This window comes from Bizionia hallyeonensis, from assembly GCF_042657385.1.
Lineage (GTDB): Bacteria > Bacteroidota > Bacteroidia > Flavobacteriales > Flavobacteriaceae > Algorimicrobium > Algorimicrobium hallyeonense.
On sequence record NZ_JBHSLA010000006.1, the window covers coordinates 19,876 to 37,391 of the forward strand.

The window sequence follows — 17,516 nt, forward strand, 5'->3', positions numbered from 1 at the left end:
CATGGAAGAAAATAAGTTTAACTTTTCTGAAGAAGAAATAAAAAAAGAGGCAGCTGTAGAAGAATCGAAAGAAGCGGTGAAAAAAGATGCAAGAGGCCTTTTTGAAAATATTAAAAAATTCTTAATTGAATTATTAGACTTTCGTGAGGATACGGATCGTGATGAAACTACTGAAGCTATTAAAAGGGACATCTCCTTTAAGGGTGCAACTGCTTGGATTTTGGTATGTTCTATTTTTGTTGCATCTATTGGATTAAATGCCAATTCCACAGCTGTTGTTATTGGTGCCATGTTAATTTCTCCGCTTATGGGTCCAATTTTAGGTATTGGTTTATCTGTAGCTGTAAATGACATAGATACCATGAAACGGTCGTTAATAAATTTAGCTATCATGATTGTGTTGAGTTTGTTAACCGCGTATCTTTTTTTCTTTTTATTTCCATTGAGCGAAGACACTTCGGAATTATTAGGACGTGTACAGCCAGATATTCGGGATGTATTAATTGCCTTTTTTGGTGGAGCCGCCTTAATTATAGCCAAAACAAAACGCGGTACTATTGCTTCTGCCATTTTTGGTGTAGCCATTGCAACCGCTTTAATGCCACCATTATGTACGGCTGGTTACGGATTAGCTAAAGGTAATTGGCCATACTTTTTTGGGGCTATGTACTTGTTTATAATCAACACCATTTTTATTGCATTGGCCACATTTATTGTAGTAAAAGCATTACGATTCCCAATGTTGAGATACGCCAATTCTAAAAGGCGTAAGCGCACTGCTCAAATTGCCTCTTTTTTGGCAATTATAGTTATGATACCTGCAGGTTTCACGTTTTGGAAAGTACTACAGGAAAGTAATTTTGATACAGAAGCTAAACGTTTTGTAGATAATGAGCTAAAAGGTTTGCCCCAATATGAGTACATTAAAAAGAATACCATTCCTAAATTTAATGATGGTGACTCCTATATTGAATTTAACACCTATGGTTTAGGTGAAATTCCTGAATCTACAATTGGATTGATAAAAAGTAAAACATCAGATTATCCAGCCCTAGCCAACACGCGAATTATTTTTAATCAAAGTCGCACAGAACAGTATGATAATATGAAGTACATGGAACAAATTAGGTTTCGTGACTCGGTTGATTTAATTTACCAAACACAAAAAATTAGTTTATTGGAAGATCGTGTTAAAATGCTATCTGCTTATGAAAAAAATACCATTCCATTTGACGATGTAATTAAAGAAGTTAAAATTAACTACGAAAATTTAGACCGATTTAGCTATTCTAGTGAAATTGCATCAGATTTTAAAAAGATAGATACTGTTTCGGTGTTTTCAGTAAAATGGAATAAAGACAAAATGAATTCGGCAGGAATTGCTAAAGAGCAAGATAAATTAGAACGGTGGTTGAAAGTAAAATTAAAATTGGACACGCTGGTTGTAAGACAAATAAATTAAGCGCGCTCTTCTATATACATTTGGCGTACTTTTTTAAAAAGATCTGAAGAGTAAACAAAGTTTGTAACGGCTTCATTGTCGGTTTTAAATATATTATTCTTAGAGCCTTCCCACTCTTTTAAACCATTTTTTAAGAACACAATTTTCTGACCAATTTCCATAACGGAATTCATATCGTGAGAGTTGATAACCGTAGTCATATCATATTCTTCCGTAATTTCTTGAATCAAATTATCAATTACCATAGCCGTTTTAGGATCTAAACCCGAGTTCGGTTCATCGCAAAATAAATACTTCGGTTTATTTACAATAGCACGCGCAATAGCAACCCGTTTTTGCATACCTCCAGAAGCTTCACTTGGAAATTTATTGTGATCATCTTCTAAATTAACACGCTCCAAAACAAATTCAGCGCGTTCTTTCATTTCACTTTTACTTTGCTTGGTAAACATCCGTAGAGGAAACATTACATTTTCTAAAATCGTCATGGAATCAAACAAGGCACTACCCTGAAAAACCATGCCCATTTCCGCACGCAAGTCGCTTTTTTGGTCATCCGATAATTTCGAATATACTTTACCATCATACTCAATAGCGCCATCCTCTGGCGTAAACAAACCCAACAAACATTTTAAAAAGACGGTTTTACCAGATCCACTTTGTCCAATTACTAAACTTGTTTTACCCTTTTCAAAAGTAGTAGAAATACCTTTTAAAATATGGGCATCTCCAAAGGACTTATGTAAATTTTTTACTTCTATCATGATAATAGTAATTGAGTTAAAATATAGTTACAAAGTATAATTACAACACTAGTCCATACAAACGAAGTAGTACTTGCTTTACCAACTTCCAATGCACCACCACGCATATAAAATCCATAATAGGACGGAATGGTAGCTAAAAGGAAGGCAAAAATAACTGTTTTAATAAAGGCATAGGTAATATGAAAGGGTATAAAATCTTCTTGAACACCTATTATATAATCTTCAACAGTACTATAGCCACCATAATAACAAGCCGCTAAACCACCAACGATACCTAAAAACATGGCAATAGAAATAACAAATGGGTACAACATAAGGGCTACAAATTTTGGAAACACCAAATAATTAACCGCGTTGATACCCATAACTTCTAGGGCATCAATTTGTTCTGTAACACGCATAGTTCCAATACTAGAAGCTATAAACGACCCTACTTTACCTGCCATAATTACAGAAATAAAAGTAGGCGCAAACTCTAAAATAACCGACTGTCTAGTTGCAAACCCAATAAGCGTTTTCGGAATTATTGGACTTGTCATGTTTAGGGCTGTCTGAATAGTAACAACACCACCCACGAAGAATGAAATAAAAGCCACGATACCTAATGATCCTATAATTAAATCATCAATATCATTAAAAATTAAACGTTTCATAACCGACCATTTTGTGGGTTTATGAAACATAGCCTTAATCATTAAAAAATAAGTACCAATATTGTGTAGGTATGTCATTCTGCTTTTTCTTCTTGCTAAAATAAAAAACAAATATGTATTTAACGGTAATTTTAATTAGGGATATTTAAAAATCCTTACTTTTGAATTATAAATTCCCTTTCAAAATGAAAAATAGTATTTTAATTGTAATTATCCTCTTTATATTCAGTGCTTGCCAAGCTCAAAAAACACCTTTAAAGGCTACAAGTACTTCAGAAAAAAGCATATCTAACAGCAATCCAAAATTAGTGGTTGGGATTGTTGTAGACCAAATGAGATATGATTATTTAACTCGTTTTTACAACAAATACGCTGAAGGTGGATTTAAACGCATGATGAATGACGGTTTTAACTGTAAAAACAATCATTTTAATTACATTCCAACCTACACAGGACCCGGACACGCATCGGTTTTCACGGGAACCACACCAAAATATCACGGTATTATAGCCAATAATTGGTATGATAAAGAAATAAAAGAATCTGTGTATTGCGCTGGCGACGATAATGTTCAACCTATTGGCACACTAGATGATGCAGGAAAAATGTCGCCGCACCGTATGCAAACCACATCATTTGCCGATGAAAATCGTTTGTTTACACAAATGAAAGGAAAAACTATTGGTATTTCTATGAAAGATAGAGGTGCTATTTTGCCCGCAGGACATGCTGCCAACGCTGCGTATTGGTTCCATGGAAAAGATGAAGGGCAATGGATTAGTAGTTCGTTTTACATGAATGAGTTACCAGAATGGGTTAAACAATTTAATTCAGCAGATACAGCTGAATCATATTTAAAAGTTTGGAATACGCTTTATCCTATTGAAACATATACTGAAAGCGGACCCGATTTAAATGATTTTGAAGGTGGTTTTAAAGGTCAAGAAACAGCAACTTTCCCTTATGATTTGGAGCAACTAAAAACGGATAACAAAGGATTTGACATTTTAAAAGCTACGGCATATGGAAATAATTTAACAACTGATTTTGCCATAGCTGCCATTGCTGGCGAACAATTAGGCCAAGATAATATAACAGACATCTTAACTTTAAGCTACTCAAGCACAGATTATGTGGGTCATAATTTTGGAGTTAACAGCAAGGAAATTCAGGACACGTATTTACGACTGGACTTAGATCTTGAACGCTTTTTCAATTATTTAGACAAAACCGTTGGGGAAGGTGAATATACTATATTTTTAACTGCCGATCATGGAGCTGTTGATGTACCTTCCTATTTAACCTCAATTAAAATCCCTTCAGGTTATTTAAATAATAAAGAAACCAAACAAAAATTTAGCGCTTTTATCACGGAAAGATTTGGCGTGGAAGATTTAATAGAAAATGTGAGTAATAATCAGATATTTTTGAATAGAGATAAAATTTCAGAACTAAAATTAAATTTAGCTGATGTACAAGAAACTATTGTAAACGAATTAATAAAGTATGAGCGTGTTGCAAAAATTTACACCGCAACAACCATGCACAATACATCATTTACAACAGGAATTGAATCCTTGTTACAGAATGGCTATAACCAAAAGCGCTCTGGAGATGTTTTAATAGTACCAGATGCGGCCTACATTTCATATAGTAAAACAGGTTCAACTCATGGTAGTGGTTTTAATTATGATACGCATGTACCTTTATTATTCTTCGGAAAAGGTATAGCAAAGGGTAGTACATTGGAAAAAACAGTAATTCCAGATATTGCACCCACTATATCGGCAATGTTAGGAATTAGCTTTCCAAATGGGGCAACCGGAAAACCACTAGAGTTTGTATTGGATAATGAATAAAAAAGGTAGGGAACAACTAAAAAAGTAGAATAGCCTACTTATTTTCTGTAAAGGAAATAATTATTGACCAACTCAATATAAGTTTCTTTAGCCTCATCTTCCGTAATGTTCTGAATTTGAAACAATGCATTTGTTTTAAAAGCGGAAATTAGGGGCTTGCTACTACTCGGTCTACTATAATCATTAGTTGCTTTTTTGAAATAAGCATATAATCTTAATAAAAAGTCAGCAGGAAAAGGCTCATGATGATCGTTAATTCTATCAACAGCTTCTTTAAAGGCGATATCTAATTCTTCAGAAGTCATTATTTTTCAGCTATAATACTTTCAGCACCACGAACTTTTTGGTTAAGTGATACGTTAATTTTTGCATCTAAAGGTAAAAATAAATCTACACGCGAACCAAATTTTATAAATCCAGAGTCGCTTCCTTGATTTATTTGTTGTCCTTCTTTAGCATAGTTAACAATTCGTTTTGCTAGGGCTCCAGCAATTTGTCTATATAGTATAGGTCCGAAAATTTCATTTTCTACAACCACCGTCGTACGTTCGTTCTCTTCGCTTGCTTTTGGGTGCCATGCTACTAAATATTTGCCTGGATGGTATTTACTATACACAACTTGCCCACCAATAGGATATCTTGTAACATGTACATTTATAGGCGACATAAAGATACTAACCTGTAAACGTTTTTCATTGAAATATTCTTTTTCAAAAACCTCTTCAATAACTACAACCTTGCCATCCACTGGTGAAACAATATGGTTATCATTATATGAAGTTTGCCTTTTTGGGTTTCTAAAGAATTGTAAAATCAATAATAAAAACAATAGCAACCCTATCATGATAATCATGTTAAGCCATGGTAATACCACGTAAGTATCTGATATCAAAAAAAACGCTACAACAACGATTAGCGTAATTAAAATAATTTTATGTCCTTCTTTATGAAACATACTATATAATTTCTAGAAACAAATGAATAAAAGGTGCTGCAAAGATAATACTATCTAACCGGTCTAACAACCCGCCATGACCAGGCATTATAACACCACTATCTTTAACACCAGCTTGGCGTTTAAATTTGGATTCTATTAAATCTCCCAAAGTTCCAAAAACACTAATTATAATTGCTAATATTAGCCACTTATTAAAACTTAATGTTTCGGTAAAGGTAGCAATAAAATAGCTAGCTACGGATGAAAAAAATAATCCACCTATAAAGCCTTCCACCGTTTTCTTTGGTGAAATTTTTTCGAAAAGCTTCTGTTTCCCAAAATTCTTACCCACCAAAAAGGCAAAGGTATCATTTACCCAAACCAATATAAAAGCGCCTAATAGAATAAATGGATTGTACTCACTATTATAATTTGCAATCAATACAAGAAATACAAAAGCACTAGATAAATAAAAGGTTGAGAGTAAAAATCGTTTGGAAATAAATAATGGAATTCGTTTTTCTGCAAATAAGTCTTTAATTAAAAGTAGTTGCACAAAAATCGTAATTACTTGTAGAATACGCGTGGCTGCACTTAAACCCGCATCTGTTTTCATGAAAAACTGCCAATAACCAAATATTAAATACATGAGTGTAAAAATCACATAAGGCCAAAAAGATTTATAGCCAATAAGTTTTTTAAATTCTCCCATACATATCAATCCGAAAATAAAAAACAGGATTATTAAAGCGTGTTCGTTTAATAGAGACACCATTAACAATGAAACATATAACAAACCCGTAAAGGATCTTATAAGGATTTCTTTCATGCTATAGGTCTTCTAACAGAAGTAAGTATAAATTTTTAGAATTGCTACCATAACTCATAAAATCATTTTCTTTCTCTTTATTTTCTGAAGTTTTAAAATGTTTTATGGTGGTGATATTTGTGGGTATTCTTTTTGAATTGTTGTTTTTTATTCCTCGTAAACCTTCTCCAATATTAGCTGTAATTTGGCTAGTTGTGGCAAAAACAATAAAATTTTCAGGAAATTCAATTAATTTCTTTTCTGCTATTTGGTTGGAGGAAATCAATAACGAACCATCATCCGCAATTAAGTTTTCGCAGGTGGTTAAAAAATATTCGGCGTCAGTACTGACACGTGTTACATTTAAATCAGAATTTTTGAATTTTTGGTTTAATTGCTCATCATAGATTAACACACTTTTCTCTTCCCAATCATTTTCAATAATGATATTGTTTAAGCTATCAAAAATTTCATCTAAATTTTCGCAATACAGAAACTTACCACCATTAGCCTTGAAGTTTATTGTAAACCGCTCATCTATAGGTAATTTAATTTCTGGCATATACTTGCCACGCTCATTAGATTTTAATTCCTTGTCTGAATCAACAGATTTGGAACCAAAAATTTTTCTAAATAGACTCATTTATGTTTTTGCTATTAAATACGAGTAATTTAAGGTGTTTTTCAAATATAAAAAATCTTAAACGAACCGTAAGGCTAATTTAAGATTTTTAATAAATGTTAACAGAAAAATTTTGATTTATTCTTCTTCTTCGGTATCGATCACATGTTTATCAAATGGTCGTTTTCCAAATATTTTTTCTAAATTATCTTTAAAGATAACTTCTTTTTCCAAAAGCACGTTAGCTAATTCGGTTAATTTATCTTTATTTTCTTCAAGAAGTTTAATAGCACGTTGGTACTGTTCTTCTATGATTCTAGAAATTTCGTCATCAATTAATTCCGAGGTTTTCTCACTATAAGGTTTTGTAAAACCGTATTCGTTTTGTCCTGAAGAATCATAATAGGTTAAATTCCCAACTTTGTCACTTAAGCCATAAACCGTTACCATAGCACGTGCTTGTTTGGTCACTTTTTCTAAATCGCTTAATGCACCCGTTGAAATTTGATTGAAAATTACTTTTTCAGCCGCACGACCGCCTAAAGCAGCGCACATTTCATCTAGCATTTGTTCGGGTCTAACAATTAAGCGTTCTTCTGGTAAATACCATGCTGCTCCTAATGAACGTCCACGAGGCACAATAGTAACTTTTACTAAAGGTGCTGCATGTTCTAACATCCAACTTACGGTTGCGTGACCAGCTTCATGATAGGCTACAGCTTTCTTCTCACCTGACGTTATAATTTTATTTTTCTTTTCAAGTCCTCCTACAATTCTATCTACGGCATCCAAGAAATCTTGTTTATCTACGGCTTTCTTACCATTTCTAGCGGCAATTAACGCGGCTTCGTTACAAACATTAGCAATATCAGCTCCAGAGAAACCTGGCGTTTGCTTAGACAAGAAGTCAATATCTAAATCTTCTGCCTTTTTTAAAGGCCTTAAATGCACTTCAAAAATTTCCTTACGCTCACGAACATCTGGCAGGTCCACAAAAATTTGTCTATCAAAACGTCCTGCACGCATTAATGCTTTATCTAAAACATCTGCTCGGTTGGTTGCTGCCAATACTATGACGTTTGTATTAGTACCAAAACCATCCATTTCTGTTAGTAATTGGTTTAAGGTGTTTTCACGTTCATCATTAGAACCTGACATATTATTTTTACCACGAGCACGACCAATAGCATCAATTTCATCAATGAAAATAATAGCTGGCGATTTCTCTTTGGCTTGTTTAAATAAATCTCGCACTCTAGAGGCACCAACACCTACAAACATTTCCACGAAATCTGAACCAGACAATGAAAAGAACGGCACTTTTGCTTCACCAGCAACGGCTTTAGCTAATAATGTTTTACCCGTTCCTGGAGGTCCTACTAATAAGGCTCCTTTAGGGATTTTACCACCTAAATTGGTGTATTTTTCTGGGTTTTTAAGGAAGTCAACAATTTCTTGAACTTCTTCTTTAGCACCTTCTAAACCTGCAACATCTTTAAAGGATGTTTTAACATCTGTATTCTCATCAAATAGCTTAGCACGTGATTTACCAATATTAAATATTTGACCACCAGCTCCACCACCAGAACCACCAGACATACGTCTCATTATAAAAATCCAAACGCCTATTAATAAAATAAATGGTAGTAATCCTATTAGGAAATCGCCCCAAACATTCTGTTCTGTTTTGTACTCAATTTTTGGTTTTGGGTCTAAATCTTCCGCTTGTATAACTTTGGCTATATCATCTTCAAAATTTTGAAGATCACCAAATTCAAATCGATAATTTGGTAGTTTGGTTGCCGTTGGCAATAACGATGTAGGTTTGGATTTTTTATGTACATCTTTTGCTTCTGCTTCAGATGTTAAATATACTTTGGCTTCGCGCCTGTTTACAATTTCTACTTTATCAACATCGCCATCTTTTAAAAATGTCATGAATTGTGATGGTGTTGTTGGATTTGTTTCATCAAATCCGCTTCCTCCCAACACTTGCATGGCTATAAATAGCACGATTACGCCACCATAAATCCAATACATATTGAATTTAGGTTTCTTGTTTTTATCTTTCTTGGTATCCTTGTTCATTAATATCCCTTAATAGTTTGTTTCAATTACCGTTGTTTTTGCGTCACCCCAAAGGCTTTCAATATCATAATACTCGCGTATGTGCTTCTGAAAAACATGAACTACTACGTTCACATAATCCATTAAAACCCATTCAGCATTATCCGAACCTTCAATATGCCAAGGCTTATCTTTCAGTTCTTTACTTACTTTTTTCTGGATGGAATTTACAATGGCATTTACTTGTGTGTTCGAAGCACCTTCGCATATTATGAAGTAGTCGCAAACCGTGTTTTCAATCTCGCGTAAATCTAATATATTTATGTCTTTTCCTTTTACGTCCTCAATTCCGCTTAAAATAGTAGCTATCAATTGGTCTGCATTGATTTGTTTTTTTGCCATTCACTTAATTTAATTTGTGCAAAGTTATTATTTTTTAGTTCTTTATACCGTAAAAAAATCATAAGATTTTACCTGTATAGTCAATAATTCACCGAATGCATATAATCAAACTTGATGCCACCGATTCTACCAACTCGTATTTAAGAGCATTAAGTACAAACAGCACCTTGGCAGATTATACTATTGTTAGCGCCAAGCACCAAACTCATGGACGCGGGCAACGTGGCACAAACTGGCAGTCTGAAACCGATAAGAACCTGATGTTTAGCGTGTTCAAGAACGTTTCATTCTTGGGTTTTCAAGACAATTTCTTTATAAGTATGGTTACTTCTTTAGCCCTAATTAAAACCTTGCAACAGTTTTTAATACCCAAACTAAGCATAAAATGGCCTAACGACATTTTGTCAGAGGACAAAAAAATCTGTGGCATTCTTATAGAAAACACCGTTAAACAAAATGCTTTTGGAGGTACTATAATAGGTATTGGACTCAATGTTAACCAAACGCAATTTAAAGATCTTCCTAATGCAACTTCCTTACAGCTAATTGTAGGCACGCCTTTAAACACTGATGAATTACTGTTAAGCATTGTAACCAATTTAAAATTTTATTTCAATCAGTTAAAAACCAATCAACACAAACTTTTAAAAGAAACATACGAAAGTTACCTGTTCAGAAAAAACAAGCCTTCAACCTTTAAAGATCAAGAAGGTAATTTATTCACAGGATACATTCAGGGTGTGACAAGTTTAGGAAATCTTCGCGTTTTATTAGAAGATGAAATAATTGCCGAGTATGAGTTAAAAGAAGTTACGCTGCTATATTAATTATACAGCTTTTGGCATATTGCTAGCTAATGTTTCAATAAATTTTGAAATAGGCCCTTTTATCATCATGGCCATCATAGCATTGAATTCGCCGCTAAATTGAAGTTGTACTTCACTTGTTTTTGCATCAATTTCTGTTATATTCCCGATTAAAGAAAAGTCCAATTTTCCACCAGCAGCTCCAAGAACAATTTTATTTGGTGGTATCATTTCCTTTTTCTTAAGAATAATTTCGGGCATTCCCTTTAATGCAAATAAAAATTTATCCTCGCCTAACACTTCAAATTTACTAATGTTATCAGGCATTAATTTTTCAAAGTTTTTAATATCTGACAGGAAGTTAAACACCGTTTCAGGTGATTTATTGATAGTTGTTTTTGGAGATTCTAAATTCATAATAAGTATATAATATAAGTTTGTAATATTTGTTTTAATACTATCAATTAGCGTTCCATTCTGCTGGATTGGCATTCCAAGAAGCTAAAATAGCTTGTTCTTTAGTGGATATATAATTAGTATGGTAGGCTTCATCTAAAAGTGAATTGTAATCACTTAAAGTTGTTAAATGCACATTCTCTTTCTCAAAATTTTCTTTTGAAATATTAAAACCATAAGTAAAAATGGCCATCATGCCTTTAACATTCGCATGATTTTCTTTTAAAGCGCGAACAGCATTTAAGCTACTTTGTCCCGTACTAATTAAATCCTCAACAACAACCACGTTTTGTCCAGGCTCCAAATGTCCTTCAATTTGGTTTTGGCGACCATGACTTTTAGCTTCAGGTCGAACATATACAAATGGCAACCCCAAATACTCCGCAACCAACATACCAATACCTATAGCTCCAGTTGCTACACCGGCAATAACATCTGGTTTGCCATATTGTTTTTCAATTTGCTTGGCCATGGTTTCACGAATGTAATTTCGGATTGGTGGATAAGAAAGTATAATTCTATTATCACAATAAATAGGCGATTTCCATCCCGAAGCCCATGTAAAGGGTTCTGTAGGCTGTAATTTTATGGCATTTACCTGAAGTAGAACTTCGGCAGTTTTTCTGGCAGTGTCTTTATTAAAAATCATAGCTGCAAAATTACACTTTTTTACGTAATCTGCATTTTTAAAATATGATTTAAAATTAATTTTTTAAATCTATTGCTATCCTATTATTTTTAATATTTTTACAAAACCTAATTGCAACAATAAACGCTATGTACAAAGTTTTTGTTAATGATAAACCTATTATCTTAACAACAGAGGTTGAAAAGGAATCATCTTTCAAAAACTACTTGTTAAAATCTGTTGCTATCTCCAAAGTCATTAAAGATTTGAACAAAAAATCCGTTAAGGAAGTTCATCTCATACATTCCAAGGAAGAAAAGCTTCTTAAAAAATTCCTTAAAAAATTGCCGAATGTTATTGCTGGTGGCGGTAAAGTATATAATGAAAAAGGAGAAATTCTATTTATTTTTAGAAATGATAAATGGGATTTACCAAAGGGAAAAACTGAAAAGAAAGAATCTATTGAAACGACTGCCATTCGAGAAGTTGAAGAAGAAACAGGTGTTGAAGGTTTAAAAATAACCAAACCACTTGAAACAACGTATCATATATTTAAGCGCAATGGTAAATACAAAATCAAAATTACCCATTGGTTTGAGATGTCCACCTCCTACTCTGGCGCATTAGAACCTCAAGAAAATGAAGGCATTACCAAAGTGGCTTGGCTGAATGAAGCAGAAGCGCAAGAAGCTTTGAAAAATAGTTATGCCAATATTAAGCTACTATTCTAATTTACATTGCTTTATAGCGCCAAAAATTAGCGTTTTTAACGAATCAGCCATCTGATTATTACGAGAATACTTCTGATTAATTTCAATCTCAATACCTATATAATTTTCTGAAAACTGCTTTCTTAAATAGGTTGGAAATCCATCTGACCTTCCTAAATACGGTTGGTTGAAGCGAATGTCATAATTATTGCTGATTCTCAATATTTTTGCTTTAAACACTTTACAAAAATCTTTTTCTTTTGGAATTCGAGAATCATATAGCAAACCAATATCAACCCGCCTTTCTACCTTTTTCCAAATGGGTGTAAAACTGTGAATAGAAATATGAATAACGGTTTCGCCTTCTTGTATATATTGTAAAATGACACCTTCTACAGCATCTCGATACGGCTTATAATATTGCGCTATTATTTTCTGCTTTTCTGCTTTTGAAAGTTTGTTTGTAAATTCAGAAAACAAATTTTTATGGTGTAATGACCTGTTTAATTCAATTAGTAAGCGACTTGTGGTACTAAATTTAGAAAAATCAGCTATTGGTTTTAAGCTTTGAAAGACATCCAAGGCGCCCAAATCAAAACCACGATGCGAATGCAATACAGCCTCTTGATTTATAAACAGCGCTTTATATTCTATTGGAATATAATTACCCCCATGCTCACAAGTCAAAACCAATTTCACGGTTTAAACATGGCATTTTTATGCAGACAATCTGCTAATTCCCAATAGACATTTTTAATGTGTGTTTCGGAATAATCATCATTTATGGCTTTTAAAATACGCGTTGCCAAGGTGCCTTCACTTAAAATACAATCCAAAGCTTCATAATGAACTTCGCCTATAGAATCTTTTGTCAGCTGAAAAAGGTGTTGCCATAACGCTTGAACCGTCATACCTTTTTCCACTTGAAATAACTTCAAGTAGTCAAGATTTGAAACTTCATAGTATTCACCTTCCTTTATTATCGGATTTAATAGGGCGTATAAATGTTCCTCCGTCCATTTTTTCTGCTCTTGTAAAGTTGAGAATTTTTCGTCTACTAAAAACTTCAAAACAGCAATAATAAGGGCGCAAATCGCCATATCGGCCTTCGGGCATTCTTGAATATCAACCAAACGAATTTCAATAGCATTTCTATCAAAACGTGCAATGGCACCACGAGAATTTAAAAAGTGATGATCTAAAATATGATTGGTATCGTGTGGTTTTATGGCGCGTTTTATAGGCTCGAAAACCGTTTCATAATAATCTAACTTGGTAAAAGCACGTTCTGGAATAACCAAACCTGTCAATTCTGGGATCTCTTTCTGGTTGGTTTTGTAGTATTCCAATCTGGCATCTTTAAAGCCCGTATTTTTTCCTTCTAAAATTGGCGAACTTGCACACAAACCAGGAACAAGTGGTAAGATAATGCGTATGGCTGCATGTAACTTTTCAAACTCTTTATCATCAAAAAACGGCAAATTAATATGTGTACTTTGTACATTACTCCAACCATGCCCCTTACAATTAAAAATCCTATTATATAGTTCGTATACTTCGCTATAACTATGTTTCCAAAGCTCCGTGTCTGTCAACGGATTCAATAAAGGATGAGCAGCTGTTGGCAGCAATTTAGAATCAAATTCTTTCAAAATCTGATTGATTTCAACAATATTTTTATGAAACATCTCGGACAACCCATTTAAATCTGCAGTTGGCCCATTGGTTTTCAACTCCACCACATGAGCCACCAATTCATTACTCCAAGCTATGGCTCCATTTTCCACATCGGATGTTATCTCACCCGCTTTTTTGGCAAGTAACGTATCAACAATAGCCGCCGGTTTAAACGTATTTGAAACGAGCATATACTCCAGTTCAATACCGTAAACTTCAAATAAATGATATCTTTTAGCTCTCATTCTTAATCCAATCTATTTTTTAAAGCTGTTAAAATTTTTACATAAATGGTATCGCCATAATAACGATCTTCTACACCAAAATCTATATTTGGGTTGTCATTAATTTCAATAACCATTGGTTTTTCATTTACGACCTTAATATCAATACCATAAAGCCCTTTCCCCATTAACTTGGCAGATTTCAAAGCCATATCTAATACAATTTTTGGTACGTCTTCTATTGGTAAACAATCAGCATTACCATCTTGATCATCTTTCTTTTTGGCATCCCAATTGTAAATTTGCCAATGGCCTTTTGCCATATAATATTTACAAGCAAAAAAGGGTTTGTCATCAATAATTCCAATGCGCCAATCGTAATCCGATGGGCAAAATTCCTGCGCTATAATTAAATCCGATTCTTTCAACATGCTGTTAACAAGCACATGATACTCGTCTTCGGTTTTAGCTTTTTTAACACCAAACGAAAAAGTAGAATCTGGTGCTTTTAACACACAAGGCAAACCGACTTGCGCTATAACATCGTTTTTATTATCCTTATGAACAATAATGGTTTTTGGTGTGGCAATATTCGCATTATTTAAAGCTTCTGCCATGTAAACTTTGTTACAACATTTTAAAATAGCGTCGGGATAATCTACAATAGCAATCCCGTCTTGCTGGGCCTTTCTAGCAAATGCGTAAGCTTCATTATTCACTTCGGTGCTTTGGCGAATTAGCAAGGCATCAAAAGATGATAAGCGCGATAAATCTTTAGGCTCGATTATTTCGGCATAAATATTCATTTTTTCGGCTACATCAATAAATTTCTTGAGTGCTTTAGCATTACTAGGAGGCGCTGGATCATTTGGGTTCACCAAAATAGCTAAATCGAAATCCGACTTAATTAACTTGGGTGTATCATAGCGTTTTTTGGCAAAATACTGATTTGCAAATGCATGCACACTTGACATGTGTTCTTCCGGAATTTCCGATTCTGCGATAGCACGAATACTTTGCACATGCCATTTGGTGGTGTGATTAAATTTCACCCGTAAAAAAGGTACTTGAAAATGCTTGTAAAATAAGGTGCTTAATTCCTTATATTTTTGAGCCACATTTTGCCCAAAATAAATACTTAAGGTAAAATCTTGAGATTTGATGTTTTTTAAACTCTGCTGGATGACATCATCAAACTCATCGGAAATGATTCGGACGAGTTTTAGTGCTTTTAAATCCACAATATTCTTAACCGTAGGAATGGCTAAATGCCCTCTAGCTTCTGCTAAAAGCGACACATAATATCCTTTAGATTGGTACGAATAATCTTTACACAAGTTAAAGATTCGTGCATTTTTTAAAAGTGAAAACTGCGGGTTGGTCAGGTAATCTTGTGATGAAATCACGGTAATGTTCTCAATCGAAAAATTCCATTTTTCTGGTTGATTAACAACAATGTATTTGTTCATTAAAAACGCATAAGCGCGATATAAATTTTACACAAAATTAGATTATTTTTCAATAGCTTTTACATGGCGTTAAAAATATTTTACACATGAAATAAAACACCTAAGCAACACAGTATCAAAATGCTAAAACATATTTATTTCACCCGATAAACAGGATATTGCAAATACGCTGGCTCATAATTGTTGGAGCGTTCATATAACCAATTTAATTGCGCATACCAATTATTAGAAAATTCTGGTTCAGCTTGTTTTTTAGCTTCAAATTCTGCTTTTAATTCTGAATTAGACGCCAATAATTCTGAAGCCGTATCTTCAAATACATAAGGCGAAAAACCTTCCTTCTTCTGTAAAATGGTATCAAAGAAATTCCAATTAAAAAAGGAATCTGGTGCTTGAGGTTCTAATGTTTCTACGAGATAACGTACGGCGTTTTGATTGGTAGAAATCCAATAATCACCTTTTCTGAATAAGAGGTTATTTTCGGATGCTGTAACAGATGTCTTATAATGCTGATAATGGCCTTCATACGGACTTTTACGTGTTTCAAAATCGGCTATTTTGTAGGATTCTACAGCTAGTGTGGTATCTTTTTCAAAACGATTCATTTGAACACCATTCCCTTTTAATAAATCGATAACCGAATGCCAACCTTGTGGAATGATGTAGGCTTTTGGAACGGCAACGTCAACCGTTGGTTTAAAATAATTCTGATAAGCAACCGGTTTTTCAAAAGGTTTGTTTCTATCGTATTTTAAGCGCTCCTTTCCTGTTACCTCACTTGTTATTGTGTTTCCTTCAAAACCTTTAAAGTTTAAGGTGGTAGATTTTGTGGTATCTACTTCCCAATCTAATGGATACATTTTCTGATTCTTAAAAGCTTCAAATGCAGCTTGGCGCAATTTCGATATATGATCGCCTTCTCTTTCAGTAATGGCAATCATGCTTCGCATCAGTTCATAGGTTCCTTCCACACGTGGTTTGTATGGTTTTAACATATGTGTTTCAACCATCATTCCAATAACATTCCACAGTGCGGTGTATCCCGTTGAATAGCGTGGGTAATCCATAAACTGACTAAATCCAATTTCCGGAACTTGATTAAAAACATTCACATAAGGTGTAATATCCCAATCTTTCTTTTGTAAATCCGCTTCCAGTGCGGGCATGATGGTGTTTTGTAAATAACTCCCCAATTCACCGCCTAACTTATTATGTTGGGTAAACAAATGAGTTAGCACATATTGATAATCCGCGCCATTACTTACATGATTATCTATAAAAACATCCGGCTTTACCAAATGAAAAATTTGAGCGAAGGTTTTAGCATTTTCTGTGTCGTTTTTTATAAAATCACGGTTCAAATCAAAATTCTGCGCATTGCCACGAAAGCCGTATGCTTTAGGACCATTTTGATTGGCACGCGTACCTGAATTTCTATTTAAACTTCCGCCAACATTATAAATAGGAATGGTAACTACAACGGTATTCTTTGGTGCTGGAATTTTTCCTTTAGCCATATCACGAAATAACATCATCGTCGCGTCTATACCATCGCTTTCACCAGGATGAATGCCATTATTGATTAATAATACACGTTTATTTTCACGAATGGTTTCGAAACTAAATTTAGCATCGACATTAAAAGTCACAATATGCAAAGGCTCACCAGAATCTGTTTTTCCAATAGCTTGCAGTTGAATTTGAGGAAAGGCATTTGCCAAATCCGAATAATATTGAATGGTTTGATAATATGTAGCCGTTTCCGTTCCGTTGCTTGCCTCAAAAACCGTTATAAAATCATCTTTTTTGCTTTGCGCCTGTAAAAAACTGAAAGTCAAACAAATGACTAACAGTTGACTAATACGAATCATATTTGAAATTTTAATAAGTAAACTTAAACAATTTATCACAATATAAGCTTGTAGGTGTTCATATTAACTGTATTTTTGCACCCTCAAAAAAAAGAATG

The 17,516-nt window shown here is 33.9% G+C and carries 18 protein-coding genes; 4 read left to right on the forward strand and 14 right to left on the reverse strand.

From position 1 onward, the window contains the following. Nucleotide 1 precedes the first annotated feature (1 nt). Entirely contained in the window at nucleotides 2-1,462 is a 1,461-nt protein-coding gene (locus ACFPH8_RS13175; protein WP_376861627.1) for a DUF389 domain-containing protein, read from the forward strand. Here the strand turns inward: ACFPH8_RS13175 and ACFPH8_RS13180 are convergent. After that, nucleotides 1,459-2,226, reverse strand: a complete 768-nt coding sequence (locus ACFPH8_RS13180; RefSeq protein ID WP_248395327.1) for an ABC transporter ATP-binding protein — start codon at nucleotides 2,224-2,226, stop codon at nucleotides 1,459-1,461. The two genes, ACFPH8_RS13175 and ACFPH8_RS13180, sit on opposite strands and share 4 nt — an antisense overlap. Continuing rightward, nucleotides 2,223-2,960, reverse strand: a complete 738-nt coding sequence (locus ACFPH8_RS13185) for an MlaE family ABC transporter permease (protein WP_376861629.1) — start codon at nucleotides 2,958-2,960, stop codon at nucleotides 2,223-2,225. The genes ACFPH8_RS13180 and ACFPH8_RS13185 overlap by 4 nt, the downstream gene beginning before the upstream one ends. A gap of 107 nt (nucleotides 2,961-3,067) precedes the next feature. Here ACFPH8_RS13185 and pafA point away from each other — a divergent pair, with 107 nt between their 5' ends. Continuing rightward, complete coding sequence (gene pafA / locus ACFPH8_RS13190) at nucleotides 3,068-4,741, forward strand: alkaline phosphatase PafA (RefSeq protein WP_376861631.1); 1,674 nt, start codon at nucleotides 3,068-3,070, stop codon at nucleotides 4,739-4,741. 38 nt (nucleotides 4,742-4,779) lie between these two features. On the opposite strand, the gene ACFPH8_RS13195 is transcribed toward pafA, so the two are convergent. From ACFPH8_RS13195 to rsfS, 6 genes are all read right to left on the reverse strand, one after another. After that, complete coding sequence (locus ACFPH8_RS13195) at nucleotides 4,780-5,046, reverse strand: acyl-CoA-binding protein (protein ID WP_066254621.1); 267 nt, start codon at nucleotides 5,044-5,046, stop codon at nucleotides 4,780-4,782. Further along, on the reverse strand, nucleotides 5,046-5,696 hold the full coding sequence (locus ACFPH8_RS13200; RefSeq protein WP_376861634.1) for a phosphatidylserine decarboxylase family protein: 651 nt from the start codon (nucleotides 5,694-5,696) through the stop codon (nucleotides 5,046-5,048). Before ACFPH8_RS13200 ends, ACFPH8_RS13195 begins: the two co-directional genes overlap by 1 nt. 1 nt (nucleotide 5,697) lies before the next feature. Next, complete coding sequence (locus ACFPH8_RS13205) at nucleotides 5,698-6,507, reverse strand: phosphatidate cytidylyltransferase (RefSeq protein WP_376861636.1); 810 nt, start codon at nucleotides 6,505-6,507, stop codon at nucleotides 5,698-5,700. A gap of 1 nt (nucleotide 6,508) precedes the next feature. After that, nucleotides 6,509-7,129, reverse strand: coding sequence for an LUD domain-containing protein (locus ACFPH8_RS13210; protein ID WP_248395337.1), 621 nt, complete (start codon nucleotides 7,127-7,129; stop codon nucleotides 6,509-6,511). Between the two features lie 117 nt (nucleotides 7,130-7,246). Then, nucleotides 7,247-9,196, reverse strand: coding sequence for an ATP-dependent zinc metalloprotease FtsH (ftsH, locus tag ACFPH8_RS13215; protein ID WP_248395339.1), 1,950 nt, complete (start codon nucleotides 9,194-9,196; stop codon nucleotides 7,247-7,249). A 9-nt stretch (nucleotides 9,197-9,205) separates the two neighbouring features. Continuing rightward, complete coding sequence (rsfS, locus tag ACFPH8_RS13220) at nucleotides 9,206-9,577, reverse strand: ribosome silencing factor (protein WP_248395341.1); 372 nt, start codon at nucleotides 9,575-9,577, stop codon at nucleotides 9,206-9,208. A gap of 95 nt (nucleotides 9,578-9,672) precedes the next feature. Between rsfS and ACFPH8_RS13225 the strand changes: the two genes are divergently transcribed. Next, complete coding sequence (locus ACFPH8_RS13225; RefSeq protein WP_248395343.1) at nucleotides 9,673-10,404, forward strand: biotin--[acetyl-CoA-carboxylase] ligase; 732 nt, start codon at nucleotides 9,673-9,675, stop codon at nucleotides 10,402-10,404. On the opposite strand, the gene ACFPH8_RS13230 is transcribed toward ACFPH8_RS13225, so the two are convergent. Both ACFPH8_RS13230 and pyrE read right to left on the reverse strand, forming a co-directional pair. Continuing rightward, on the reverse strand, nucleotides 10,405-10,800 hold the full coding sequence (locus ACFPH8_RS13230; RefSeq protein WP_376861639.1) for an SRPBCC family protein: 396 nt from the start codon (nucleotides 10,798-10,800) through the stop codon (nucleotides 10,405-10,407). A 43-nt stretch (nucleotides 10,801-10,843) separates the two neighbouring features. Beyond that, nucleotides 10,844-11,488 (reverse strand): orotate phosphoribosyltransferase, encoded by a 645-nt coding sequence (pyrE, locus tag ACFPH8_RS13235; RefSeq protein ID WP_376861641.1) that lies wholly within the window; start codon nucleotides 11,486-11,488, stop codon nucleotides 10,844-10,846. A gap of 128 nt (nucleotides 11,489-11,616) precedes the next feature. Between pyrE and ACFPH8_RS13240 the strand changes: the two genes are divergently transcribed. Continuing rightward, nucleotides 11,617-12,198 (forward strand): NUDIX hydrolase, encoded by a 582-nt coding sequence (locus tag ACFPH8_RS13240; RefSeq protein WP_376861643.1) that lies wholly within the window; start codon nucleotides 11,617-11,619, stop codon nucleotides 12,196-12,198. Here the strand turns inward: ACFPH8_RS13240 and ACFPH8_RS13245 are convergent. The 4 genes from ACFPH8_RS13245 to ACFPH8_RS13260 all read right to left on the reverse strand — a co-directional run bounded on the left by ACFPH8_RS13245 (nucleotide 12,190) and on the right by ACFPH8_RS13260 (nucleotide 17,418). Next, on the reverse strand, nucleotides 12,190-12,876 hold the full coding sequence (locus ACFPH8_RS13245) for an N-formylglutamate amidohydrolase (protein WP_376861645.1): 687 nt from the start codon (nucleotides 12,874-12,876) through the stop codon (nucleotides 12,190-12,192). The genes ACFPH8_RS13240 and ACFPH8_RS13245 overlap by 9 nt on opposite strands. Further along, nucleotides 12,873-14,099: a glutamate-cysteine ligase family protein gene (locus ACFPH8_RS13250; protein ID WP_376861647.1), complete on the reverse strand. Its 1,227-nt coding sequence runs from the start codon at nucleotides 14,097-14,099 to the stop codon at nucleotides 12,873-12,875. Before ACFPH8_RS13250 ends, ACFPH8_RS13245 begins: the two co-directional genes overlap by 4 nt. A 2-nt stretch (nucleotides 14,100-14,101) precedes the next feature. Beyond that, complete coding sequence (locus ACFPH8_RS13255) at nucleotides 14,102-15,547, reverse strand: RimK family protein (RefSeq protein ID WP_376861649.1); 1,446 nt, start codon at nucleotides 15,545-15,547, stop codon at nucleotides 14,102-14,104. A gap of 134 nt (nucleotides 15,548-15,681) precedes the next feature. Next, nucleotides 15,682-17,418 (reverse strand): M14 family metallopeptidase, encoded by a 1,737-nt coding sequence (locus tag ACFPH8_RS13260; protein ID WP_376861651.1) that lies wholly within the window; start codon nucleotides 17,416-17,418, stop codon nucleotides 15,682-15,684. Nucleotides 17,419-17,516: the final 98 nt, after the last annotated feature.